Genomic DNA, 24,692 nt, shown 5'->3' on the forward strand with positions numbered 1-24,692 from the left:
ACTCAGCTTTTTCGCCGGAACAATCTGGACAGCAAACGAATCGCCCAAGTAAATGGCGCAAAACGGGCTGCACCGGCAGACTCATATTGATTGAAAATTGTACCCAATACCTCGACACCAGCAGCCTGCATGTCGGCCTTGGCCTGGCGCAGCTCATCTACATAGGTATGGTCTTTTCTAGCGACCAGCAAGACACTGCCAGTCTGATGAGCCACCATTTGTGCATCAGAGGCCAGCGTCGCTGTATGTGTATCGACGACAAAAGCATCAAACTGCTCAGAACAGGATTCCAGCAACTCGCGCATGCGTGGCGCACGTAAAATCTCCAGCGGATTTGGCGGCTGCGGCCCTGCTGGCAGGAAATGCAAGTTAGGCATGAGCTGTATCAGGGCATCGCTTGCCGTGATACGACCAGCCAGCACGGATGACAAGCCATCTGGCTTACCCAGCGAAAAATATTCATGCAAACTGCCGCTGCGCAGATCAGCATCAATCAGCAAGGTTCGCTTGCCAACTTGCGACAAGGCGATGGCCAGGCTGGCTGCCATGTAGGATTTGCCATCACGGCGTGCGGGGCTGACCAGCGTGATCTTGATTTTATCTTGCCCGCTGAATTTCAAGAGCAATTCACTGCGCAGGCGGCGAATTTCTTCCGCCTCTTTACTGAAGGGAAAATAGAAAAATTTCAGGGATTTATCGGCACTGCCATTGATCAGGTCCTTGGTGGAATAACCGAATTGCTCTCCCAAAGCCTGGTCAAGCTGAGTCTGACTCAGGTAACCAAGCGCCAGGGCAGCATCACCAAACCTGAGTTTTTTTTCTTTTTGCAGCTGGGCGATTTGATCAATTTGCTCAGGCGTGAGCAAACCTTTTTGCAGGAACAACTCACCGAGTCGCCCAATCTTTGAGGTGGACGGATTGCGCGGCTCAGGTACTTGCATGTAAGCCACCCTGTCCATTGCCTGTCAATTTCTCATCAAATCCAATTTTAGCCATCACAGGTTCATCAAATTCACGTTCCAGATCTTCCAGGCAGCGTACGCGGCGGTTGATCAGCTCCAACAAGAAAGCCAGACCAAAACCGAATACGACGCCAGCCAGCAAACCAAATACCAGGTTATTGCGCAACAAAGGCTTCGCATGTTTCTCGGGCAGTTCGGCCCATTGCATGACCGAGGCATTCGAGATCGCGACATTACTGGTCATCAGCAATTCATCAAATTTTTGAATCGCGGCATTGTAGATTTTTTGCACGCTATCAAGCTGACGTTGATAAGAGCTGATCACGTCCCTGTGTATCTTGTTTTCAAAAGTCTTTTTCTGGTAACTGGCGATTTCTGTTTCTATGACTTTTTCCTGCTGAGTCAAGCGCCCCTCTGCGGCACCCAGCATGTCGAATGCAGTAGCAGACTCTCTTTTTAATTTGTCCAGCAGGGCCTGACGTTCATCATTGATCGCCATATATTTGGGGTGCCGTACACCCAAAGTGATTTTGGCATTGGCCAATTGGGTATCCAGCGAAATCAAGGCGGCTTTCAAGCCGGATATATGCCCTATGCCAGCAATCTCAGGTATGTCCGATTCAGGGCTGCCTTCCCTCACCAGTTTCTCCAGCGACTGACGCTTGGCTTGCGCTTCCACTTTTTGCAGTTGCACATCGATCAGGCGCACACTCAAGGCATTCATTTGCTTGGATTCGATATCTGCTCTTTCATCAACATCAACGATCTGGTGCTGTTGCTGATAAGCAGTCAGTTTTTTCTGCAACTCATCTATCTGCCTGCTCATGGATTCAAGTTGCGCATTATATTGATCACGGCGCGCACGGGCAGGCGCATTCATCATTTCCAGTGACAAGTCTATATAAGCCTTGACGACGGCGTTTGCCACATCCTTGGCATGCTTGGGGTCACCAGATGAATACTGGATTTCTATGACGCGGCTATTTTTATGCGGCGCCACATCGGTATTCCTGACGATAGTCTCTGCCAGGGCACGCAAACCACGCTGTTCGCCATATTTTTGGACAAAGCGCTTGGCCTCAGGCGTAGCTTGCAAGCCCAATGCCTGTATCACACGCTCAGCCACCTGCACGCTTTTGATGACGTCAAACTGGGTCTGCAGATAGCTTTCATCCTGCATGGGGTGAAACTGCCTGCCGCCAATGGGGTCATTGACACGATAGTCAATAAAAATATCAGCAACTGCGACATAGGTCTTTGGCAAAATCAAGCTGGCGACGGCAGCTCCGGTGACTGCCACGATCATGACTACGGCAATCAGCACCTGGCGGGCGCGCAGCATGGCGCCAATTTGTGCGAAGGATAAGACCAATTCACTGGGGGAGGTTTTTATCATACGCGTCAGAATATTCTTTCGTTGATAAACACCACATCACCTGGCTGCACCTTGTCGGCAATGCCAGCTGAAATTTCGCGCAATTCACCGCTCTCAGTTTTACGGTGAATAATGATACGCCTTATTGATCCTCTTTCTGTCACCCCACCACCTATGGATAAGACCCGCATGACATTCAAATCTTCTTCCATTGGATAAATACCCGGGCGGCGCACTTCACCATAGACATAAAAATTCTTTTGCTGTGGTACAAACAAGACATCATTGGGCTGTATTTTCTGCGCCAGTTCTGGCGGCAACGTGCTGGCATCCAGCTCCAGTTTGATCGAGGCATATTCTTGCAACTCAGAAGTCGGCTTGCCAGGTTCACGACGCAAGATACGCAGGCTTTTCTCTGCCTTTTGCGAAACGCCGCCAGCCAGGCTCAAGGCTTCCAGAATACTGATTTGTCCCTGCAATGGATAACGACCTGGTCGCAATACCTCTCCCAGCACAGAGAAAGTCCTGCTAAGCTGTTGTATGACCTTGATGGAAACCCGGGGATTTTTGATGTACTGCCCCTGTTCCAGTTTTTTTGCGAAGATGGAGGCAATTTCCAGTGCGGTTTTGCCCTTGACTTCTACCGTACCTACCAGGGGTAAAGTGATAACGCCACTCTCACCGATGGTGACGTCAGCTGTCAGGTCAGGTTGGCCAAAAACAGTAACCAGTAATTGATCACCCTCACCGATCACATCGGACGCAGCGTCATTTGCAGGCTCATCACCAGTTGTTTTAGCTGGAATTAATGTTTTTTCTGTTTGTTGTACTGTTGATGCATGAGGCAATTGTAAAAGCTGGCCTTCAAGCTTCATGCCATTGACAGGGATAGTCGTGACTTCTTGTGCATGTAATTGCCCGGCCAAAGTATACACCAGCACTGCACTAAGCAGCTTGCAGGCGGTTATTGTAGAGTGGGCAGAGAATTTGGACCAAATTGTCATCTGACTTCAGACATTTCATGGAAAGAACTTCATTTTATATTGCAATAGTAAGAATAGATGCAAATTTTTGTCAGGACAACAAAACTCTGCAGCAATGCTTTGCAAGCAACAATATCATTGCTCTTTAATAACAAAAATTAACCTTTATTGAATTGTGGGCAACTCAAAGCTCAGTTAACATTCAACTAAAAGTAAGAAAGATAAACTATGTCCAGTCTGAGCCCATCACCCGCAGAGCCATTAGCCGCATCCACAAAAGTGGTGCCTCTGGTCATCATTGCGCCAGTGCGTGATGAAGCAGACCTGATCAGGCTGACTCTGGACTCCATGGTTGCGCAAACCCTCAAACCAGTCGAATGGATCATTGTTGATGATGGTTCGCAAGACGGAACGGCGGACATTGTGCGCGAATATGCAGACAAATATCCCTTTATCAGGCTGGTGAAGCGTCCCGACCGTGGTTTTCGCAAGGTAGGTGGCGGTGTAGTCGCAGCCTTTAAATTTGGCATTACCCAAATTGAACATCAGGAATACGAATACATCGCCAAGCTGGATGGCGATATGTCATTTGGGCCCAGGTATCTGGAATGCATGTTTGAACAATTTGCTCTTGAACCAAAACTGGCAGCAGTGTCTGGCAAGGTTTATCGCGAAGAAGAAGGCCAGAAGATAGAAGAAATCATCATCGATGAACATGTAGCCGGCCAGTTCAAACTCTACCGCAGGACGGCATTTGAAGAAATTGGCGGCTTTGTGGAAGAAGTCTTGTGGGATGGCATAGACGTCCACACTGCCCGAATGAAAGGCTGGACGACCAAAAGCTTTTTGCATCCTGACGCCATACTCATGCATCACCGCCTGATGGGTTCGTCCGACAAGAATGTCTATCGCGGTCGCCTGCGCTGGGGTCGTGGCATCTGGTTCATGGGTTATCACCCCCTGTATGCACTGGCATCTGGCATTTTCCGCATGCGAGAAAAGCCATTTGTCATTGGTGGCTTGCTCATCATTGCTGGCTACCTGGGTGCGGCCGTCAAGCGAGCCCCAAGATACGAAAACATGGAATTTCGCCAGCATTTGCATCGCTGGCAGCTAGGACAAATCAAGAATCTCTTTTTTGGCAAAAAGAACTAATTCAACAAACCAGCGATATTACGAGTAAATAAGCGAAAAGTCTCCAAACCATGGTCAATGCCTCACGCGTCTCGAATACTTCACAATCAGCACAGCTATTGGCTGCGCTGACAGGTGTCGCATTTGGCATAACAACTTACCTGACATTGCTTGGCATCGTCCTGTACTCCAATCATACCGACCCGGAGATTTTTGGTGTACGCATGCTGATTGCCTGTCTCACCAGCATCATCCTGTTCTCCAGCCAGCAATTATTGGGAACAATGCAAGAAAAACATATTTTTGCCGCCTTCCCCAGCATCACCGCACGCTGGTTTGTGGTGTTCATGGTAGTTTTGCTGAGTGCCTATGTCGACAAATCAACCGAGCGCCTGTCACGCGCCGTCATGCTGATCTGGCTGTTCAGTACACCTTTTACACTGATGCTGACCGCTCTCATCATGCGCAAGCTGGCTGTACTGTACTACTCCAATCCTACAAGAAGGCGCAAGGCCGTGCTGATCTGGTCAAATTCGGCCTGTGCCGACCTGGTGGAATCTTTACGCAACACGCCGCTGGCAGCAATAGATTTTGTGGGTTTCTTTGACAACAGGAATGAATCACGCCCACCCAGCAACCTGGAAAGGCTGGGTGACTTGAGTGATGCAGCTGAATGGATAGTTGATTCAGATACTGGACGCGTCAATGTCGATGTCGTTTTCATCGGCCTCAACACCAAAGAGCCACCTGAACTGGCAGAAATCATCGCCATCCTGGAAGATAGTACTGCATCGACCTATTTCGTTCCTGAATCGTTGATCTTTGGCATGCCAGGCATACAATTGCGTGAACTGGCCGGCCGCCCCGTCCTGGCATCCACAGAAACTCCATTCATAGGCCTGGCTGCTTTGCCTAAGCGCATACTGGACTTGTTCGGTTCTTTCTTTGGCCTGATTGCCCTCTCCCCGATTTTGTTGCTACTGGCAATAGGTGTCAAACTGAGCTCTCCCGGTGCTGTGTTTTTCAAACAGGTCAGGTATGGGATTGCTGGTCGCCCTATCAATGTCTACAAGTTCCGCAGCATGCGTCAAAGCAATCCAAATGAACGAGTGGTACAGGCCACTGTTGGCGATCCACGCGTCACCAAATTTGGCCGATTCCTGCGCCGCTCTTCACTGGACGAATTGCCCCAGTTATTCAATGTACTCAAGGGTGAAATGAGCCTGGTCGGGCCACGTCCACATGCTGTTGAGCACAATGAACTCTACCGCAAACTGGTCAGCGGCTATATGTTCCGTCACAAGATCAAACCTGGCATTACTGGCTGGGCGCAAGTCAATGGTTTGCGTGGCGAGACCGAGACTCTGGAAAAAATGGAAGAACGTGTTGAATACGATCTTTACTATATCCAGCACTGGTCTGTCTGGCTGGATATCGTCATTATCTGGCGCACCATCAAAGTTGTACTTGGTGACAAAAACGCTTATTGATCGATGTTTATCGCGCCAGACTCATTTTGTGGCCTGGCGCAATTTGCGCAAATGTTGTCCCAGACTGGATGCCTTCAACATTTGCTTGCCATGATAAAGTCCCGCCTGTACCAGGCTCAAGATGGCGGGAGAACTGATAGCACCTTCACATAGCTGCTGGGCACCCGTAGCAAATCGCAGCTTGTAAGCCTGATCTCCCCTGCCCAGGTCTATCAAGCTGATGCCTGCTTGCGCAGCATGCCGCGCACATTGCGCCAGCAAGACCAGGCCTGGTGAATACTCGGCATAGTCGGTGTGATACCAGGGAAACCAGTAATGCATGACCTTGCTTGAACGCATGCCAAAATGTGCTGCAATCAGCGTATCCCCAGCATATAGAGTAGATACCATACCGGCAAAATCAGGCGTATCTGTTATTCTGATTTCATCGACGACTTTCCTTACCCAGTCACGCTTGAAGATATCATGCTCCGCCCCAACCGTACGCTGATACTGATCACTTTTACCTGCCAGCAAAGCTGCAAAATCGGCATCGCTGGTGCTTTGTAATTCAAAACGCAAATCGCCATACTTCTTGCTGAGTTTGCGCTCGTTGGTTGCCACTTTTTTCAATAATGTAGCATCGCGTTTTTCTGTCAGGCGCTGTGCATAAGCTTCAAAGCCACCGGTCAGATCAAGAGTATGCGACTGGCTTTGCACCCAGGCATATTCGCTAAATTTAGCCAAATCCAAAGGCATGTGGTTATAGGAAAAATAGCGGCATTGCATGGCACGTAGAGCATTTCCAAAGTCCAGATCAATGGATGCTTTACATATCGGCCCCTGATAATCTGCCAGAAAATCGCCTATGGACACTGCACGGGAATTGCTCAATGCATGAAATGGCCAGATACCCGCTACGCTGCCAGCATCTTCACATAGCAGGATACGGGCGTCCTCCCTGGCGCTGGCGATAATGGACGTAAAGGCTGGAGCATAGTAAGGACTATCGTAAACCACGTTTTGACCGCGCAAGTCTGCCCAGTGCGCCATGATGGACGCATCAAGTTCTTTAGCCCTGATCAAGCGAAATTTCATTTAAGCTTGCCCCGCCGGATAAAAATAAGTCTGCAGGTTCTGTTGTAAACCATTTTCTATACTTTGCACAACCAGACTGGATAGTTGGCTCTGGCGTGTTGTATCAAAGACGAACAAACGATAAATATCCGACAAGCGCAAACTGGCAGGGTTGATCAGCATGATCCACAGCTCAGCACCAGCTTCTTTTTTTCGCAACCAGAAGCGGCTGCGTGAAGCTGTGGTATTCACATTCACTCTGGCGACCCAGCCAGTTTCTGACATGCGTTCCAGCAAACCTTCAATTTCATCTATGCCCAGCCTGGTTTCAGTGCGTATGGTATTGACACTGACGGCGGCATTAGCGTCTGCCAGGCGTGCATCAACCAGTATCTGCAAAATACAGACGGCATCTTCAAAAGCACTGCCAGGAGTAGGCACATGCCACCAGCGTTCAAATTTGACGACAGGCAAGGCCGCAGCGATGATGGCGCCAATCAGGATAATCAACCACGAAACATAAATCCAGACCAGGAACAGTGGCACGGCTGCCAGGGCACCATACACGATGGTATAAGTCGGAAATTGAATCACAAAGCTGGCGAATATACGCTTGGCAATTTCAAATGCCACCGCAGCAAACAAACCACCCCAGGCAGCGTCACGCCATTCAACCGAACGATTTGGCACTACCAGATACAGCAAAGTAAAAGCACCCGTTGTAAAGGCAATTGAAGTCAGGGTATAAAATAGCGCACCCAGGAATGGCACAGCACCCACCACACCACTGGTGGCAGTAAACAAATAAGACGTGCTGGAGATGGAAACACCCACCAGCAAAGGCCCCAAAGTGACAATGGCCCAGTACACCAGCAGCCTCTGCAGGGCCGGACGAGAGCGTTTCACCTGCCAGATCTGGTTGAATGACTTGTCTATCATTGCCATAGTAGTAATGGCAGTCACCATCAAGGCTACACCACTGATGGCAGAAACCCGGGTAGCCTTGGTGGCAAATTGCGTCAGATAGCCCAAAATCGTATTGGAAATCCCCTTGGGCATCAGACTTTGAATAAAATACGCCTCCAGCGAAGTGCGGAAGGTATTGAATAGCGGGAAAGCCGTAAATATGGCAAAAGCCACGGTCAGAATAGGTACCAGGGCCAGTACCGTAGTAAATGTCAGGCTACCAGCAACCTGAGGCAAGCGGCCTTCCTGCAGGCGCTGCAGGGCAAATTTGAAGAGATTGAGTATTTGTTTCCACGACAGACCACGCATAGTTTTTGCAGCTAGAGATATAAATGTCTCGATTTTAACCAGAGACCAGGAAAAAAGACTTCTATAATACAAGCATGACTACACAAGAACTCACGATTTTAGTTTTATTTTACTCACGGCATGGCAATACCCGAAAAATGGCAGAGTTTATTGCCCAGGGCATAGAAAGCGTACCCGGTTGCAATGCCCGCCTGCGTACCGTGCCTGCCGTTTCCACTGTGGCAGAAGCGACAGCTTCTGATGTACCCGCAGAAGGTGCGCCCTATGTGGAATTATCCGACCTCAAAGACTGCGCCGGTCTCGCCATGGGCTCCCCTACCCGCTTTGGTAACATGGCAGCAGCACTGAAGTATTTTCTGGATGGTACGGCAGCCGACTGGTTATCCGGCACCCTGACGGGCAAACCAGCCTGCGTATTTACTTCCACAGGCAGTATGCATGGCGGCCAGGAATCGACTTTGCTCAGCATGATGCTGCCTCTTATGCATCATGGCATGCTGATGCTGGGCCTGCCCTACAGCCACGCTGAACTGATGACAACATCGACAGGTGGCAGCCCTTATGGCGCGACACATTGGGCAGGTCAGGACGGAGCACAAGCAATTTCAGAAGACAGCCGCAAGCTGGCAATCGCCCTGGGCAAACGTCTGGCGGAAGTCAGCAAAAAACTGCAGGCTTCAGCATGAGCACAGCAACACCAGAAAAAAAATATTACCTGCTCGCTTCCGCCAGCCTGATTGCCTTGCTGCTGCTCTGCATTAGCTGGGAATGGTTGCTGGCACCTTTGCGTCCCGGTGGTTCATGGATGATACTCAAGGCCCTTCCCTTGCTCATCCCCTTGCGTGGCGTGCTGAAGCGCGACAACTACACCATGCAATGGTCTTCGATGCTGATCTGGCTGTATTTTACTGAAGGTATAGTCAGGGCATATAGCGACAGGCTTCCCCTGTCCATGGCGCTAGCCTGGGCTGAAGTCGTATTATCCGTACTATTTTTTATCGCTATCGTTTTGTATTTGCGCCCTTTGAAAAAAGCAGCGAAAGCACTGATGAAAGCAAATGCAGCAAAGTCAGCAGCAGAGTGATGAAATGACTGAAGTCGACATCATGCGAACAGAATTTCTCGCCAATTGCATCAATATTCTGGGAAATGATTTCGTCATCACAGACGCAGCAGACCAGCAGCCCTACCTGACAGACTGGCGTCGACGTTTTGTGGGCAAGGCGCTGGCCGTATTGCTGCCACAATCCACAGATGAAGTAGCCAGTCTGGTGCGACTGTGTGCAGCACATCATATCGCCTGTGTGCCTCAGGGTGGCAATACTGGCCTGGTCCTGGGCAGCGTACCTGACCAGTCAGGCCATGCTGTCGTCATCTCTCTAAAACGTATGAACCGGGTGCTGGCTATTGATGTCGCCAACAACACCATCACTGTAGAAGCTGGCTGCCTGCTGGCACAGGTACAGGATACTGCCAGTGCAGAGCAAAGATTATTTCCTCTGTCTCTGGCATCAGAAGGCAGTTGCACCATAGGTGGCAATCTGTCGACAAATGCTGGCGGTACTGCCGTACTGCGTTATGGCAATACCAGGGAATTATGCCTGGGGCTGGAAGTGATCACAGCTCAGGGTGAAATCTGGAATGGCTTGCGCGGCCTGCGCAAAGACAATACTGGTTATGATCTGCGTGACTTGTTTATCGGTGCCGAAGGCACACTGGGCATCATCACAGCAGCCGTGTTGAAATTATTTCCACAGCCACGCGCACAAATCACCGCATTCACGGCACTGGAAAGTCCAGACGCTGCGCTGGATTTACTCAAATATAGCCAGGATGCACTAGGCCCGACACTGACTGCATTTGAACTGATTTCTGACTTCAGCCTGCAACTGGTACTCAGGCATTTCCCGCAACTCCAGCATCCATTCGGGCGCAGCTATCCCTACTATGCATTAGTGGAAATGTCTGACCATGAATCAGAAAGCCATGCGATTGCGCTTATGGAGCAAGTCCTGGAACAGGCCATGAATGATGGTCACGCCGCCGACGCCGTCTGCGCGACGTCCATCAGCCAGTCCAAATCCCTGTGGAAATTGCGCGAACATATTTCGGAGGCACAGGCCAAAGAAGGCAAGAATATCAAGCATGATATCTCTATCCCGGTTTCGCAAATCCCACACTTTATACAAATAACAGATGCCGAATTAAGCGCCGCATTTCCAGGCTGCCAGATTGTCTGTTTTGGTCACATGGGGGATGGCAATTTACACTATAACGTCTCAGCGCCAGTTGGCAGCAGCGATGCCGAATTCATCCTGCAACAGACTGCCATCAACCGCATAGTCCATGACAATGTGCATCAGTTCAAAGGCTCAATTTCTGCCGAACATGGGTTGGGTATGTTGAAGCGGGATGAAATCAAACTGTATAAATCCGAGCTGGAATTATCCATGATGCGTGCCATCAAGGTGGCGCTGGACCCACAGAATTTAATGAACCCTGGCAAGGTCCTGTAGATAGCCTCAATGCCAGTCATGGCATTGAGACAAATGCAGAGCTTAGTTAGCTAGTTGCCTTGGCGTATAGCGTCGTGCTTGCGGGCCATCCACCTCAACAGCCTGCATATGTTGAGGTAATTGGAAGACACTCACTGCACGCGCCAATTCAACTGCCTGTTCTTCCATGCTTTCTGCGGCTGCCGCTGCCTGTTCAACCAAAGCTGCATTTTGCTGCGTCATTTCATCCATTTGCGTAATGGCCAGGTTCACTTGTTCTATGCCTGAACTTTGTTCCTGACTGGCCGCGGTGATCTCGCTCATGATGTCGGCCACATGCTGGACACTGGTGACGATTTCATCCATGGTCTTGCCAGCTTCATCCACCAGCTTACTACCCTGATCGACTTTGTCTACCGAATCACTGATGAGTGACTTGATTTCCTTGGCGGCGCTGGCCGATCTCTGTGCCAGATTACGCACCTCCGCTGCCACCACCGCAAAGCCACGGCCCTGCTCGCCTGCCCTGGCAGCTTCTACCGCTGCATTCAAGGCCAGGATATTGGTCTGGAAGGCAATACCATCGATGACACCGATAATATCGACAATCTTGCGTGAACTCTCCTTGATAGAGCCCATAGTATTCACCACTTGCCCGACCACTGCTCCACCCTTCACCGCAACACCAGATGCAGAAACCACCAGTTGATTGGCCTGGCGTGCATTGTCAGCATTTTGCCTGACTGTGCTGGTCAGCTCTTCCATGGAACTGGCAGTTTCTTCCAGTGAACTGGCCTGCGATTCTGTACGGCTGGAAAGATCTGCATTACCAGATGCGATTTCCTGTGAAGCGACTGTGATGGTCTCTGTACCTGTTTTGATCTTGGAAATCGTATTCAAGAGATTTTCCTGCATCATTTTCAGTGAATGCAGCAAATCACCAATTTCATCCGTGCCGCTGGCTTCTACTGGCTTGCTCAAATCACCATTGGCAATTTGATCGGCGATGATTGCTGAACGCTTGATCGGTCCGGCAATCGTACGGGCAATCAACCATGCTGCCAGTGAGCCTATGACGATAGTCAAAACCCCAATCAGCAACATGCCCATTCTGGCATTCTTGTAATTCGTCAGAGACTCATCATAGGCAGTCTTCATGGCCTTATGCTGTTGCTGCGCCAGTTCACTCAGGGCCAGCATCCATTTTTCGTTTGGCGCATTAAAATCTGTTTGCAATACCGAAGCTGCATCAAAATAATTGCCCTCACCAACCAAACCTTTGATCTTATTGGCGATCGTCAGTACTTGCCGTTTTTGATCGACAGAATTTTGTAGCGTATCTTTACCTTCTTTGTCATCGATCAGTTTTTTTGCTGCCACTTCTGAAGCCTCATAAGATTCCAGAATCCTGGCCAGTTTTTTGGTCTCACGTTCTGCCTCAGCCATATCGCTGGGTGCTGTCATTTTTCGCAATACCAAGGCCAGAGCACGACCCTGCTCACGCATATCGGTAGCAGCATCAAGGCTGGCAACCTTGGTATTGAAAATATAATCTGTAGATGCCTGTAACTGACTTAGCCTGAATAAACCAAGTACCAGTAAACCACAGGAAAACAGAATGACCAGACCAAAACCCAAAGCCAGACGAGCACTAATCTTTAACCGCGACAATTGATTCATATATTTTCCTGAGCATCCTAAAAGCACGGAGAGTGGACATTAGTTTGGCACAGGGATATAAAACAAGACTTACTATCCTGTGCCAGGCAATTAATTGTTTTCAATACGAAAATCTTGAAAGAAACCCTGCTTCAACATGCCATGAGTAATGGCATGCTGACTATGTCTGCCTTTGAGAATCAGGATGAAATTCCCAGCAAAACAAGACGTGATGCTTGTTCAGAGTATAGCCTGAAACATCGACAGCGCAATCAAGTCATAGTGACGAAATGCAACATCAAATAACAGGCCACTTCAGTTGAGGCGCATGATTTTCTTAGTCAGTAAAAAAGAAAAATGACAAGATTTAACAGTTCACCATCACGACATTTTTTATGCTGACCCGGCATCAGTCTCCAGAAACGCATCGGTAGACACCACATGACCATCATCAAACTGCAAACTACGTTCGGGCCAACGCAAGGCTGCCAGCTTGTAGCTGGATGCAGAGATGTGCTGGTTCTTTCTTGCAACCCAGCGGCCACCAACAGAAAAATCTATGCAATATACATTGCCATGCTTGCCATGCCATGCACAGGGATTGATCTCTTCAAATAAATCTGTATCACCTTTACCAACCTGGGCACGATCAAAAGCATCATAGCGCCGCCAATAATGCCCAACCACTACCGGAACCCGCCCTTCATACTCATCCCACCATGGCACACGGCCAACAAAGCGCCATTTACCACCAGAATAAAAAGTACCATGCCATTCCCGCTCAACGCCAGAGGTCAGGACTCTCAAAGGATTATGCATTTGCATCATCACATCATGGCGAGCATGAGCCGGCATGAAGGGAGGCTGATGCTGCGGATCTTCCAGGCCCGGCGGGTGCGTCTCCAGTTCCTCAAGCATTGCAGCCTTTAATTCCGACGCCTGTCTGTGTGTCGCCTCATTCCATTGATTATCATGGTCAATCAAGCTGCCAGCAGGCAAAGTACGTATAGCCTGAATATGCTTTTCCATCCAGGCCGCATGTACCACGCGCAAATCTTCACGCTCCAGGCCAATTGGCAAGGACAATAGGAACTCAACGAGCTCTTCTTTTTTTTCAGCTGCCAGACGCTGAAATGGCGCGTACTTGGGTGCATCCCAAGCCTGTCTTTCATCAAAAAACCAGCCTGATCCATCTTTGGCACTACCGCGCAAGAGATTCATTTCATGGTTGCCTAATACCGCCATCGCCTTGCCAGCCCTTATCAGTCGCTCAACCAGGGCCAATACCGCCGGGCTATCTGGCCCCCGATCACAAAAATCACCGACAAAAACCAGAGTACGATCTTCCGGATGATTACCCTCTGTGTCATACCCGAGATGCTGCAACAAATTGCTAAGCGCCTCATATTCACCATGGACATCACCAATGATGTCAAGTGGCCCCGGAGGAAGTTGTTGTATCAGACTCATCATTATCCTTTTACAGTTATCTATTGCCGTTTAGCTGATTTGCAAAGCATCGAATCAATTTGATCGCTTACAAACTATAGCATCAAAATGATTCGATGATAAAATGATTTATCAAACCAGATAATTATTTCCCATGCATACAAACCTCTTGACTGAATTGCCAGCCGCCCAGCGCGAACGTCTGGCCTTCATCGAATTCCGCCTATGGTTTCTGGGTAAAGTGACACGCAAGGACGTCATGGAGCGCTTTGATATTGCCTCTGCCGCTGGGACACGCGATTTGGTGCTATATAGAGAGCTGGCTCCAGGCAATACCTGCTATGAAGGCAAGATGTATCACTATCGCGACAGCTTCCAGCCCCTGTTTCAACACAAGGCAGACAGGGTATTGTCAGCACTTTGCGCAGGCTTTGGCGATGGCGAACGCAGCATGGGTGAAGCCCTGCTACAACACGATATCCCTGCCAGACTGAACCAACCCAAGCTCGCAGACCTGGCGACCATCACCCGCGCGATCCAAGGTCAATATCCGCTTACCCTGACCTACCATTCCATGAAGACCGGCCCATCACAGAGAGAAATAGTCCCTCTGGCTCTGGTCGATTCAGGCTTGCGCTGGCATGTGCGCGCCTATGACAGAAGCAAACGGGAGTTTCGTGATCTGGTGCTGACACGCGTGGAGCACATGATAGAAATCAAGTCCGGCTCCAAAAACCTTTTAGTGCAAGAATATGAACAACTCGCTGCCGATGAACAATGGCAAAACATGATTGATATTGAGTTACATCCACACCCATCCCACCCCTACCCAGAATCCATCATGCGCGACTATGGCATGAACAAAGGTAAGCTGGAAGTCCGCTTGCGCGCGGCAGCTGTGGGTTACGTACTACGCCAATGGCAAGTTGATTGCTCAGCCAATGGACACCTTGACGGCAGGAATTTCAGACTGAAACTTGCCAACTTGAGTGTGCTTGATAAAGTAAAAAATGCAGTATTGGCACCTGGTTACAAAAAATTGGCGGCAAATTAATTGCGATCAACGGATCTATCTGAAGATGGAATTCTTTTAAATCCGGCACAATTTTCTAAACCTGCTTGCACCGTACCGTTAAGCTACTCCAGAAAAGAAAAAGCCCGGAATTTTAATCCGGGCTAAGTCTGTAAATCCGTTGGCCTGTCCAGCACGAATCGAACGTGCGACCCCGAGCTTAGAAGGCTCGTGCTCTATCCAACTGAGCTATGGACAGTCTTGTTCATGGGTGGCAAAACAAATGTTTGCTAGCCCAAAAACTGAAGGCTGAATAGTACATGGTATCGCCGCCAGATTCAAGAATGAAAAGCATCTGGCAGCGAATTTACTTAGATTGCAGGTGGAATGCAATCTGCCAGACGACGGGCACTGGTTGATGCCTGTTCAGCATCTTCTGCTTCGACCATGACGCGCACCAGTGGCTCGGTGCCTGAGGCACGTATCAATACCCTGCCCTTGTCTGCCAGTTCTGCTTCTACCTTCTGTTTTTCGGCTACGAGCTTTTCATTTTTCTGCCAGTCAAAACCGGCAGGTACTTTGATATTCAATAAAGTCTGGGGGAACAATTGCAGATCGTCAAAACAGGCATCCAGGCTCTTGCCGTTACGTCTTAGGGCAGACAATACCTGCAGGGCTGAGACTATGCCGTCACCTGTCGTATGCTTGTCCAGGCACAGCAAATGGCCTGAGCCTTCGCCACCCAGCAGCCAGCCGCGCTCATACATTTGCTCAAGCACATAACGATCACCAACTTTCGCACGGGCAAAGCCCACACCCAGTTTCTTGAATGCCAGCTCAACTGCCATATTGGTCATGAGTGTGCCAACCACACCTTCGACTTCACCTATGGCCATGCGGTCCAGCACCATCAGGTACAAGAGTTGGTCACCGTTATAGATCTTGCCGTGTTTGTCGACCATAAGCAGGCGGTCAGCATCGCCATCAAGGGCAATACCCAGATCAGCGTGATTGGCGCGCACGGCCAGGGCCAGCGCGTCAGGCGAGGTAGCACCAACCTTGTCATTGATGTTCAAACCGTTTGGCTGATTGCCGATGGCGATGACATCTGCTCCAAGCTCATGGAATACATGGGGGGCGATATCGTAAGCTGCGCCGTGGGCACAATCGACAACAATTTTCAGGCCGCGCAAATCCAGCTCTGCCGGGAAGGTACTTTTACAAAATTCTATATAGCGTCCATTGGCATCACTCAGGCGGCGAGCCTTACCAAGTTTCTCAGAACTGACGCACTGCATGGGGCGCTCAAGTTCGGCTTCTATCGCCAGCTCAACTTCGTCCGGCAGTTTATTGCCATTTGCAGAGAAAAACTTGATGCCATTATCATCAAAAGGATTATGTGATGCAGAGATCACGACACCTGCAGATAGTCGCAAAGCACGCGTCAGGTAAGCCACTGCTGGCGTAGGTGCGGGGCCGGACAACATAACGTCAACACCAGCGGCGGCGAAACCAGCCTCCAGCGATGCTTCCAGCAGATAACCGGAAATACGGGTGTCCTTGCCTATCAAGACGGTAGGTCGTGCATCACCAACAACATTCGCTTGTGCCAACACTTTGCCGGCGGCAAAACCCAGGCGCATGACAAAATCAGGGGTGATTGGGGCAACGCCAACTTTGCCGCGTATGCCATCTGTACCAAAATATTTTCTACTCATATACTTCCTGCTGTTCAACGGGACAGTGCATCCCAGACTTTGTATGCATCGACAGTTTCTGCCACGTCGTGCACACGGATTATGTTTGCGCCCATTTGCTTTGCTGCCAGGGCTGCGGCTATGCTGCCTGCCAGGCGTTCTGGTGCTGCTCTGCCCGTCAATCCACCTATCATGGATTTGCGCGAGACGCCCACCAGCACGGGCAAACCCAGTTCTCGCAGCAACTCAGGCAAATGCCTGAACAAGGCAATATTATGCGCCAGGGTTTTACCAAAACCAAAACCTGGGTCGAGACAAATGCGCTCGGCCTCTATACCTGCCTGCTCAAAAGCAGCCAGACGCTCACGCAAGAATACTTTCACTTCTTCATTGACATCAGCATATTCAGGGCTGAGCTGCATGTCCACTGGAGTATTTTGCATATGCATGGCACACAAGGCAGCATCTGCGTTTTGTACTGCTGCAATAGATTCTGGTGAACGAAAACCCTGGATATCATTGACCATGTCTACCCCGGCGAGCAATGCTTCTCGCATGACTTGCGGCTTGTAAGTATCAATGGATAAAGGCTTACCACAATCACGCAAGGCATAGATGACGGGCATGACGCGGCCCAGCTCTTCATCCAGTGGCAAAGGAGCAGAACCTGGGCGGCTGGACTCACCACCTATATCGATGATATCAACACCGTCTTCTATCATCTGTTCTGCACGGGCGATGGCACTTTCCAGGTGCAGGTATTTGCCACCATCGGAAAAAGAATCAGGTGTGATGTTGAGGACACCCATGACCAGGGTTCTGGATTGCGCTCCGCTTAAAGGATAGCGAAAACGGCCACATTGGAAATATTTCATTTTTCAAAAAGACTAAGGGTGAGGAATAATCCCCACCCTTGTACAAGAAATTCAAAAATTAATTGTGTGTTTTTTGTACGTCAGCTCAGGCTGGCGCTGTTGCACTAGGAGATACACCACCAGAAGACTTATCAGACGGAGGACGGTTAATCGCCTGACTTTGCTTAGGAGGACGTGGATCCACACCATTCATGATGTCATTGACCTGATCTGCATCAATCGTTTCCCAATCCATCAAGGCCTTGGTCATGGCTTCAACCTTGTCGCGATTTTCTTCCAGCAGTCTGCGAGCCAGGGCATATTGTGCATCCAGAATACTGCGGATTTCTGCATCCACTTTTTGCTGTGTTGCTTCAGAAATAGTCTTGGATGGGCCACCAAAATAACCTTCGCTCTGGCTATCTTCATACACCATGACGCCCATGCTGTCTGACATACCAAAGCGTGTCACCATAGAACGTGCCAGTTTGGTCGCACGGGAAAAGTCATTGGAAGCGCCAGTAGACATCTGACCAACGAAAATTTCTTCTGCAATACGACCACCGAACAAGATAGATATTTCTTCCAGCATCTTGTCTTTGTAGCCGCTGATATTGTCATGCTCAGGCAATTGCCATGTCAGTCCGAGGGCAAAACCACGTGGCATGATGGTAACTTTATGAACTGGATCTGCCTTGGGCATAAGTTTGGCAATAACTGCATGACCAGACTCATGATAAGCAGTATTCCTGCGTTCATCTTCACGCATGACCATGGAGCGACGCTCAGGACCCATGTAGATCTTATCCTTGGCATCTTCAAAATCCATCATTTCAACCAGGCGCTTGTTGCGTCTTGCTGCAAATAATGCTGCCTCATTAACCAGATTAGCCAGATCAGCGCCAGAGAAACCTGGAGTACCACGGGCGAGAATATCTGCCTTGACGTCCGCAGAGATAGGCACTTTGCGCATGTGGACGTTAAGGATTTGTTCACGACCACGAATATCTGGCAAGCCTACAGAAACCTGACGATCAAAACGACCTGGGCGCAGCAAAGCCTTATCGAGTACGTCTGCACGGTTAGTCGCAGCGATGACGATAACGCCAGAATTGGCTTCAAAACCATCCATCTCAACCAGCATCTGGTTCAGTGTTTGCTCACGCTCATCATTACCACCGCCCATACCAGCACCACGATGGCGGCCAACTGCATCGATCTCATCAATAAAGATAATGCATGGGGAGTGCTTTTTGGCATTCTCAAACATGTCACGGACGCGGGAAGCACCCACACCAACGAACATTTCAACGAAATCAGAACCAGAGATCGTGAAGAAAGGAACTTTTGCTTCGCCAGCAATAGCGCGTGCCAGCAAGGTTTTACCTGTACCTGGAGGACCAACCATCAATACGCCGCGAGGAATGCGGCCGCCGAGTTTCTGGAACTTGGTAGGGTCACGCAGGAAATCAACGATTTCACTGACTTCTTCCTTGGCTTCATCGCAACCGGCAACATCAGCAAAGGTGACATTGTTATTGGTGTCATCCAGCATCCTGGCCTTGGATTTACCAAAGGAGAATGCACCACCCTTACCGCCGCCCTGCATCTGACGCATGAAGAATACCCAGACGCCGATCAGCAACAGCATCGGGAACCAGGAGATAAATACTTGCTGGAGGAAAGATTGCTCTTCTGGCTGTTTGACATCAAACTTGACGCCACTATCTACCAGATCACGGATCAGACCTTTGTCCAGCACAGTAATTTGTGTCTTGACTTTTTTACCTTCAGAATTGGTCGCAACGATGGAGCGATTGGCTTCATCAATGGTGGCATCCTTAATATGCTTGGATTTGACCTCGTCCAGGAATTCAGAATACGGCACAGGCGTAACGCCAGCACCGATGCTTTTTCCATCAAACGTCCTAAAAAGTGTAAAAAGCACCAGGGCAACCACCACCCATATAGCCGCTTTTGAAAACATATTATTCACGAGAACTCCTTGAACGCAGGATGCGCCATTTGATACTGTAAACGTTCATTCTACCCCCATTGGGTAGAGCTTGCTAGCCAGCATATGTTGGCAATGTTGATGATTATCAAGAGGTAAATTCAATTAATCGGGGTTCTTCAGGCCTTTTCCGAGCAAAAATATCTCGGAAGACTTATCTTTACTGGCTTTTGGCTTCTTGTTGAGCACAGTTTTAAACTCGGCTTTAAATAAAGAAACAATATTGTTATAACTAGGCCCGTGGAAGCATTTCACCAATAAAGCGCCACCAGGCGTCAAATGAGCCTTGGAGAAAGCAACTGCCAATTCGATAATGTATTCGACACGGGCAGAGTCAACAGTAGAATTACCAGACAGATTTGGGGCCATATCAGATAAAACCAAGTCAACTTTGCGCCCCAACAATTTAGACTCCAGTTGATCCAGCACTTCATCTTCACGAAAATCGCCCTGTATGAATTGCACGTCGGCGATAGGATCCATAGGCAAAAGGTCCAGGGCAAAAATTTCACCCATGATGCCGCCACCCTCTTTACCTGCCAGCTTATTCCTTACATACTGTGACCAGCTACCAGGTGTTGCACCCAAATCAACAATTACCTGACCTGGACGTATCAATTTCTCTGATTCATCTATCTCTTTTAGCTTGTAAACAGCGCGCGCACGATAGCCTTCCTTTTGTGCAAGTTTCACATAAGGATCATTAATATGGTCGTGAACCCAATTTTGATTGAATTTATTCTTTGCCATTCGCGTAAAATACTGCTTTTAAAGGAATTACTATGTTAAAACTTACGCCCGCTGAAAGAAGCGAACTCCGCTCCGAAGCACATGCACTGAAACCTATCGTACTCATCGGCGAAGCCGGCCTGACTCCTGCTGTGATCAAAGAAATTGATGCTGGCCTGAATGCCCACGGCTTGATCAAGGTACGCGTATTTGGCGATGATAGAGAAGCACGTATAGGTATGTACGATACCATCTGTGCCGAGCTGAACGCAGCCCCAGTGCAACATATTGGAAAACTTTTGGTGGTTTACCGTCCTAAACTGGAAGGTACGAAAGAAACCAAACTGGTTAAAAAAGGCAAAGGCATGCGCGAAGTCACTATCGTCAAGCCCAGCCCAAGCGGAACAAAAAAACCAACTGTGTCCAAAGTCATGGTCAAAGGTAATGAACGCGTTACCCAGGGTGGCAATATCAAACGTGCAAAACCACGTCAAAGCAGTGCAAAAAAATCATCACTTGCCAATAGCTAAGCCTGAATACCTCTGATATCTGATCAGTACTCAACCCGGCCAACCAGGCCGGGTAATTACTCTTCCTACTGATACCTTACTGCCAATACGCTTCCATATCAGCATATATTCGATTTATAGCCACCAACCGAATATAAAATTGATCACACTTGATCACACGTACAGCACATCCAGTACTTCATACTCACGCACACCTGCAGGAGCCTGCACACCAACCACGTCACCTGCGTATTTGCCGATCAGGGCACGTGCGATAGGAGAAGTGATGGACACTTTACTTAATTTCAAGTCTGCCTCATCTTCACCAACGATCTGGTAACTCACTTTTTGTGAAGTTTCCAGGTCTTCCAGGTGAACGGTAGAACCAAACACGACACGGCCTTCTGCATCCAGTGTCGTTGGATCAATAATTTGCGCAGAACCCAGCTTACCTTCCAGCTCAGCAATACGGCCTTCGATAAATGCCTGGCGCTCTTTGGCAGCATCATACTCGGCATTTTCAGACAAGTCGCCTTGCGCACGCGCTTCAGCAATCGCATTGATGACGTCCGGGCGTTCTTTGGTTTTTAAAAGATGCAATTCTTTCTTAAGCAATTCTGCGCCAAACTTGGTGACAGGTACTGTACTCATATCATTCACACTCATAAAAGTAAAAATACAGAGGCCACATCCGACACCAGCATTACCGATGCCATTTGTGAACTCTGTATCGAAGTTCAAGCACCTCTGACTTTGCAGTCTAAGGCACTGTTGTTTCTATCAGTTTAAGGTCTTATGCAGTCCTTGTAAATCATAAACATGCAATTCATTCAAATGATGCATACCTTCAACCGCTGCTTCAGCACCGGCGATCGTGGTGAATGTTGTTGCACGGGCAATCAAAGCTGAAGTACGAATGGCGCGTGAATCAGTAATGGCATTGCGCTTTTCTTCAACGGTATTGATGACCATGGCAATTTCATTGTTCTTGATCATGTCAACAACGTGTGGACGGCCTTCAACGACTTTATTGACGACAGAAACCGGGATGCCTTCAGCCGCAATCGCCGCTGCTGTACCACGCGTCGCCACGACTGAGAAGCCCAGAGCAACCAGGTCTTTAGCCACTTTGACGCCACGTGGTTTATCGCTGTTCTTGATACTCAGGAATACCTTGCCAGACGTAGGCAATTTCACGCCTGCGCCCAGTTGCGATTTCACGAAAGCCTCACCAAAGGTTTTACCTACACCCATGACTTCACCGGTCGATTTCATCTCTGGACCAAGGATGGTATCGACGCCAGGGAACTTCACGAACGGGAATACTGCTTCCTTGACACTGAAATAAGGCGGCACGACTTCTGCGCCTATGCCTTGTGAATCGAGAGACTGACCAACCATGCAACGGGCAGCAATTTTTGCCAGTTGCAAGCCGGTGGCCTTGGATACATAAGGAACGGTACGTGATGCACGTGGATTCACTTCCAGCACGAATACGACATCTTTACCCTCTTGCTGCTGAATCGCAAACTGCACATTCATCAAACCAACGACATTCAAACCTTTTGCCATCAGCGCAGTCTGGCGCTTGAGTTCAGCAATGGTTTCTTGCGACAAAGAATATGGTGGCAGGGAACATGCAGAGTCACCAGAGTGAACGCCAGCCTGCTCGATATGCTCCATGACACCACCGATGAAGGTGCGCTCGCCGTCAGACAGGCAATCGACGTCAACTTCAATCGCATCATTCAGGAAGCGGTCCAGCAAGACTGGCGAATCATGCGAAACCTTGACTGCTTCACGCATGTAACGCTCAAGATCACGCTGCTCATGTACGATTTCCATCGCACGACCACCGAGTACATAAGATGGGCGTACCACCAGTGGATAACCAATTTCTTGCGCCAAAGCCAAAGCGTCTGCTTCAGTGCGTGCAGTACGGTTAGGCGGCTGACGCAAGCCCAGATCTTGCAGCATTTTCTGGAAGCGTTCGCGGTCTTCCGCAGCATCAATCATGTCTGGTGAAGTACCAACGATAGGCACGCCATTGGCTTCCAGGTCCAGTGCCAGTTTCAAAGGCGTCTGACCACCGTATTGCACGATGACGCCAACTGGTTTTTCTTTGTCGACGATTTCCAGTACATCTTCCAGCGTAAGTGGTTCAAAGTACAGACGGTCGGATGTATCGTAGTCAGTAGAAACGGTTTCAGGATTGCAGTTGACCATGATGGTTTCATAGCCATCTTCACGCATCGCAAACGCTGCATGTACGCAGCAATAATCAAACTCAATACCCTGACCGATACGGTTAGGGCCACCGCCCAATACCATGATTTTTTTCTTGTCGGTCGGGTTCGATTCGCACTCTTCTTCATACGTTGAATACATGTAAGCTGTATTCGTGGCGAATTCACCGGCGCAAGTATCCACGCGTTTGTAGACTGGGCGCACGTTCAAAGCCTTACGCTTTTCACGGATGGCTGTGTCTGTTGTTTTCAACAATTTTGCCAGGCGACGGTCAGAGAAACCTTTTTGCTTCAGTTGCAGCATGAGGGCTTTATCAACGCTGTCGAGTGACTGTTCATCCAACCACAATTCGATATCCACGATGTCCTTGATCTGCACCAGGAACCATGGGTCGATATGCGTCAGTTGATGCACTTCTTCCAGCGTGAAGCCTTGAGCGAAAGCGTCGCCAACGTACCAGATACGGTCAGGACCAGGCTCACCGAGTTCTTTTTCCAGGGTCTCGCGATCCTGGGTTTTTTCATTCATGCCATCGACGCCAACTTCCAGGCCACGCAGGGCTTTCTGGAATGACTCCTGGAAGGTACGGCCTATCGCCATCACTTCACCAACAGATTTCATCTGTGTCGTCAGGCGGTTATCTGCCTGCGGGAATTTTTCAAATGCGAAACGCGGGATCTTGGTAACGACGTAATCAATCGAAGGCTCGAAAGAAGCAGGTGTAGCGCCACCCGTAATTTCATTACGCAATTCATCAAGCGTGAAACCAACTGCCAGCTTGGCAGCGATTTTCGCGATAGGGAAACCCGTCGCTTTTGATGCTAAAGCAGATGAACGCGATACACGCGGATTCATCTCGATGACGATCATGCGGCCATCAGCAGGGTTGATGGAAAACTGCACGTTGGAGCCACCGGTATCCACACCAATTTCACGCAACACTGCCAAAGAGGCATTACGCATGATCTGGTATTCTTTATCCGTCAGTGTCTGTGCTGGTGCCACCGTGATGGAGTCACCGGTATGCACACCCATAGGGTCCAGGTTTTCGATGGAGCAGACGATGATGCAGTTGTCGGCCTTGTCGCGCACGACTTCCATCTCATATTCTTTCCAGCCTATCAGCGATTCTTCGATCAGCAATTCATTGGTAGGCGATGCTTCCAGACCGCGTTTGCAAATCGTTTCGAATTCTTCCGGGTTGTAGGCGATACCGCCACCCGTACCACCCATAGTGAACGATGGGCGAATGATGACGGGGAAGCCTACATCTTTTTGCACGACCCAGGCTTCATCCATGGAATGAGCAACGCCGGAACGTGCAGAACCCAGACCAATCTTGGTCATGGCGTTCTTGAATTTCAGGCGGTCTTCAGCCTTATCGATAGCTTCTGGTGAAGCACCGATGAGTTCGCAATTGTATTTGGTCAGAACGCCATGACGGTGCAGGTCCAATGCGCAATTCAGTGCAGTCTGGCCACCCATGGTAGGCAGAATCGCATCCGGTTTTTCTTTAGCAATGATGCGTTCGACGACTTGCCAGGTGATAGGTTCGATGTAAGTCACATCGGCCATTTCTGGATCAGTCATGATGGTCGCCGGATTGCTGTTGACCAGAATCACGCGATAACCTTCTTCACGCAAGGCCTTGCAAGCCTGTGCGCCGGAATAATCGAATTCACAAGCCTGGCCAATGATGATGGGGCCAGCGCCGATAATCAAAATACTTTTTATGTCGTTACGTTTTGGCAT

Annotated in this window: 20 protein-coding genes and 1 tRNA gene; 7 read left to right on the forward strand and 14 right to left on the reverse strand. The window is 49.3% G+C overall.

Translation table 11 applies throughout. The annotated features are described in order from the left end of the window. Window positions 1-2: 2 nt before the first annotated feature. Genes DFR42_RS05100 through DFR42_RS05110 form a run of 3 tightly spaced genes read right to left on the reverse strand, consistent with a single transcriptional unit; the run spans window position 3 to window position 3,341 of the window. On the reverse strand, window positions 3-941 hold the full coding sequence (locus DFR42_RS05100; protein WP_170133415.1) for a polysaccharide biosynthesis tyrosine autokinase: 939 nt from the start codon (window positions 939-941) through the stop codon (window positions 3-5). Next, window positions 928-2,358, reverse strand: a complete 1,431-nt coding sequence (locus tag DFR42_RS05105) for a Wzz/FepE/Etk N-terminal domain-containing protein (RefSeq protein WP_110253827.1) — start codon at window positions 2,356-2,358, stop codon at window positions 928-930. The genes DFR42_RS05100 and DFR42_RS05105 overlap by 14 nt, the downstream gene beginning before the upstream one ends. Before the next feature lie 5 nt (window positions 2,359-2,363). Beyond that, the gene (locus DFR42_RS05110) at window positions 2,364-3,341 is read right to left on the reverse strand and encodes a polysaccharide biosynthesis/export family protein (protein WP_110253828.1); all 978 of its coding nucleotides are present in this window, start codon (window positions 3,339-3,341) and stop codon (window positions 2,364-2,366) included. A gap of 207 nt (window positions 3,342-3,548) precedes the next feature. Between DFR42_RS05110 and DFR42_RS05115 the strand changes: the two genes are divergently transcribed. Together DFR42_RS05115 and DFR42_RS05120 are read left to right on the forward strand one after the other, a co-directional pair. Continuing rightward, complete coding sequence (locus DFR42_RS05115) at window positions 3,549-4,475, forward strand: glycosyltransferase family 2 protein (protein ID WP_110253829.1); 927 nt, start codon at window positions 3,549-3,551, stop codon at window positions 4,473-4,475. 50 nt (window positions 4,476-4,525) lie between these two features. Further along, complete coding sequence (locus DFR42_RS05120; protein WP_110253830.1) at window positions 4,526-5,944, forward strand: undecaprenyl-phosphate glucose phosphotransferase; 1,419 nt, start codon at window positions 4,526-4,528, stop codon at window positions 5,942-5,944. A 21-nt stretch (window positions 5,945-5,965) separates the two neighbouring features. On the opposite strand, the gene DFR42_RS05125 is transcribed toward DFR42_RS05120, so the two are convergent. Both DFR42_RS05125 and DFR42_RS05130 read right to left on the reverse strand, forming a co-directional pair. Then, on the reverse strand, window positions 5,966-7,021 hold the full coding sequence (locus DFR42_RS05125; RefSeq protein WP_110253831.1) for a GNAT family N-acetyltransferase: 1,056 nt from the start codon (window positions 7,019-7,021) through the stop codon (window positions 5,966-5,968). Then, window positions 7,022-8,275: a YihY family inner membrane protein gene (locus DFR42_RS05130; RefSeq protein ID WP_110253832.1), complete on the reverse strand. Its 1,254-nt coding sequence runs from the start codon at window positions 8,273-8,275 to the stop codon at window positions 7,022-7,024. Window positions 8,276-8,349: 74 nt separating this feature from the next. Here DFR42_RS05130 and wrbA point away from each other — a divergent pair, with 74 nt between their 5' ends. The 3 genes from wrbA to DFR42_RS05145 are packed head-to-tail and all read left to right on the forward strand — an operon-like array spanning window position 8,350 to window position 10,791. After that, on the forward strand, window positions 8,350-8,961 hold the full coding sequence (wrbA, locus tag DFR42_RS05135) for an NAD(P)H:quinone oxidoreductase (RefSeq protein WP_110253833.1): 612 nt from the start codon (window positions 8,350-8,352) through the stop codon (window positions 8,959-8,961). Next, a complete protein-coding gene (locus tag DFR42_RS05140; protein ID WP_110253834.1) occupies window positions 8,958-9,359 on the forward strand; it encodes a DUF2069 domain-containing protein in 402 nt (133 codons plus the stop codon). Before wrbA ends, DFR42_RS05140 begins: the two co-directional genes overlap by 4 nt. Then, the gene (locus DFR42_RS05145; protein ID WP_245936828.1) at window positions 9,334-10,791 is read left to right on the forward strand and encodes an FAD-binding oxidoreductase; all 1,458 of its coding nucleotides are present in this window, start codon (window positions 9,334-9,336) and stop codon (window positions 10,789-10,791) included. The genes DFR42_RS05140 and DFR42_RS05145 overlap by 26 nt, the downstream gene beginning before the upstream one ends. Before the next feature lie 42 nt (window positions 10,792-10,833). On the opposite strand, the gene DFR42_RS29840 is transcribed toward DFR42_RS05145, so the two are convergent. Then, window positions 10,834-12,450, reverse strand: coding sequence for a methyl-accepting chemotaxis protein (locus tag DFR42_RS29840; protein WP_110253835.1), 1,617 nt, complete (start codon window positions 12,448-12,450; stop codon window positions 10,834-10,836). Window positions 12,451-12,822: 372 nt separating this feature from the next. After that, on the reverse strand, window positions 12,823-13,899 hold the full coding sequence (locus tag DFR42_RS05155; protein WP_110253836.1) for a metallophosphoesterase: 1,077 nt from the start codon (window positions 13,897-13,899) through the stop codon (window positions 12,823-12,825). 133 nt (window positions 13,900-14,032) lie between these two features. Between DFR42_RS05155 and DFR42_RS05160 the strand changes: the two genes are divergently transcribed. After that, complete coding sequence (locus DFR42_RS05160; RefSeq protein WP_110253837.1) at window positions 14,033-14,932, forward strand: BrxR family transcriptional regulator; 900 nt, start codon at window positions 14,033-14,035, stop codon at window positions 14,930-14,932. Between the two features lie 140 nt (window positions 14,933-15,072). Here DFR42_RS05160 and DFR42_RS05165 read toward each other — a convergent pair. The 5 genes from DFR42_RS05165 to DFR42_RS05185 form a co-directional block, all read right to left on the reverse strand. Continuing rightward, a tRNA-Arg gene (locus tag DFR42_RS05165) sits at window positions 15,073-15,149 on the reverse strand. 112 nt (window positions 15,150-15,261) lie between these two features. Beyond that, window positions 15,262-16,608 (reverse strand): phosphoglucosamine mutase, encoded by a 1,347-nt coding sequence (gene glmM / locus DFR42_RS05170; protein ID WP_110253838.1) that lies wholly within the window; start codon window positions 16,606-16,608, stop codon window positions 15,262-15,264. A 14-nt stretch (window positions 16,609-16,622) separates the two neighbouring features. Then, window positions 16,623-17,462: a dihydropteroate synthase gene (folP, locus tag DFR42_RS05175; RefSeq protein ID WP_146218784.1), complete on the reverse strand. Its 840-nt coding sequence runs from the start codon at window positions 17,460-17,462 to the stop codon at window positions 16,623-16,625. 85 nt (window positions 17,463-17,547) lie between these two features. Beyond that, window positions 17,548-19,437 carry an ATP-dependent zinc metalloprotease FtsH gene (ftsH, locus tag DFR42_RS05180; RefSeq protein ID WP_110253839.1) on the reverse strand — a complete coding sequence of 630 codons (1,890 nt, stop codon included), beginning with the start codon at window positions 19,435-19,437 and terminating at the stop codon, window positions 17,548-17,550. A 123-nt stretch (window positions 19,438-19,560) separates the two neighbouring features. Then, complete coding sequence (locus tag DFR42_RS05185) at window positions 19,561-20,205, reverse strand: RlmE family RNA methyltransferase (RefSeq protein WP_110253840.1); 645 nt, start codon at window positions 20,203-20,205, stop codon at window positions 19,561-19,563. A 32-nt stretch (window positions 20,206-20,237) separates the two neighbouring features. Between DFR42_RS05185 and DFR42_RS05190 the strand changes: the two genes are divergently transcribed. Next, on the forward strand, window positions 20,238-20,714 hold the full coding sequence (locus tag DFR42_RS05190) for a YhbY family RNA-binding protein (RefSeq protein WP_110253841.1): 477 nt from the start codon (window positions 20,238-20,240) through the stop codon (window positions 20,712-20,714). Window positions 20,715-20,867: 153 nt separating this feature from the next. Here DFR42_RS05190 and greA read toward each other — a convergent pair whose 3' ends face one another. Both greA and carB read right to left on the reverse strand, forming a co-directional pair. After that, window positions 20,868-21,344, reverse strand: coding sequence for a transcription elongation factor GreA (greA, locus tag DFR42_RS05195; protein ID WP_110254249.1), 477 nt, complete (start codon window positions 21,342-21,344; stop codon window positions 20,868-20,870). A 129-nt stretch (window positions 21,345-21,473) separates the two neighbouring features. Then, window positions 21,474-24,692 carry a carbamoyl-phosphate synthase large subunit gene (gene carB, locus DFR42_RS05200; protein ID WP_110253842.1) on the reverse strand — a complete coding sequence of 1,073 codons (3,219 nt, stop codon included), beginning with the start codon at window positions 24,690-24,692 and terminating at the stop codon, window positions 21,474-21,476.

It is taken from the genome of Undibacterium pigrum (assembly GCF_003201815.1).
Taxonomy (GTDB): Bacteria; Pseudomonadota; Gammaproteobacteria; order Burkholderiales; family Burkholderiaceae_D; genus Undibacterium; species Undibacterium pigrum.

Excerpts from the sequence above, each read along its gene's own strand:
- DFR42_RS05190 (WP_110253841.1), top strand. The coding sequence starts at position 20,238 with ATGTTAAAACTTACGCCCGCTGAAAGAAGCGAACTCCGCTCCGAAGCA.
- glmM (WP_110253838.1), bottom strand. The coding sequence starts at position 16,608 with ATGAGTAGAAAATATTTTGGTACAGATGGCATACGCGGCAAAGTTGGC.
- carB (WP_110253842.1), bottom strand. The coding sequence starts at position 24,692 with ATGCCAAAACGTAACGACATAAAAAGTATTTTGATTATCGGCGCTGGC.
- wrbA (WP_110253833.1), top strand. The coding sequence starts at position 8,350 with ATGACTACACAAGAACTCACGATTTTAGTTTTATTTTACTCACGGCAT.
- DFR42_RS05115 (WP_110253829.1), top strand. The coding sequence starts at position 3,549 with ATGTCCAGTCTGAGCCCATCACCCGCAGAGCCATTAGCCGCATCCACA.
- DFR42_RS05145 (WP_245936828.1), top strand. The coding sequence starts at position 9,334 with ATGCAGCAAAGTCAGCAGCAGAGTGATGAAATGACTGAAGTCGACATC.
- DFR42_RS05140 (WP_110253834.1), top strand. The coding sequence starts at position 8,958 with ATGAGCACAGCAACACCAGAAAAAAAATATTACCTGCTCGCTTCCGCC.
- folP (WP_146218784.1), bottom strand. The coding sequence starts at position 17,462 with ATGAAATATTTCCAATGTGGCCGTTTTCGCTATCCTTTAAGCGGAGCG.
- DFR42_RS05125 (WP_110253831.1), bottom strand. The coding sequence starts at position 7,021 with ATGAAATTTCGCTTGATCAGGGCTAAAGAACTTGATGCGTCCATCATG.
- DFR42_RS05130 (WP_110253832.1), bottom strand. The coding sequence starts at position 8,275 with ATGCGTGGTCTGTCGTGGAAACAAATACTCAATCTCTTCAAATTTGCC.
- DFR42_RS05105 (WP_110253827.1), bottom strand. The coding sequence starts at position 2,358 with ATGATAAAAACCTCCCCCAGTGAATTGGTCTTATCCTTCGCACAAATT.
- DFR42_RS29840 (WP_110253835.1), bottom strand. The coding sequence starts at position 12,450 with ATGAATCAATTGTCGCGGTTAAAGATTAGTGCTCGTCTGGCTTTGGGT.
- DFR42_RS05110 (WP_110253828.1), bottom strand. The coding sequence starts at position 3,341 with ATGACAATTTGGTCCAAATTCTCTGCCCACTCTACAATAACCGCCTGC.
- DFR42_RS05100 (WP_170133415.1), bottom strand. The coding sequence starts at position 941 with ATGCAAGTACCTGAGCCGCGCAATCCGTCCACCTCAAAGATTGGGCGA.
- greA (WP_110254249.1), bottom strand. The coding sequence starts at position 21,344 with ATGAGTACAGTACCTGTCACCAAGTTTGGCGCAGAATTGCTTAAGAAA.
- DFR42_RS05155 (WP_110253836.1), bottom strand. The coding sequence starts at position 13,899 with ATGAGTCTGATACAACAACTTCCTCCGGGGCCACTTGACATCATTGGT.
- DFR42_RS05120 (WP_110253830.1), top strand. The coding sequence starts at position 4,526 with ATGGTCAATGCCTCACGCGTCTCGAATACTTCACAATCAGCACAGCTA.
- DFR42_RS05185 (WP_110253840.1), bottom strand. The coding sequence starts at position 20,205 with ATGGCAAAGAATAAATTCAATCAAAATTGGGTTCACGACCATATTAAT.
- DFR42_RS05160 (WP_110253837.1), top strand. The coding sequence starts at position 14,033 with ATGCATACAAACCTCTTGACTGAATTGCCAGCCGCCCAGCGCGAACGT.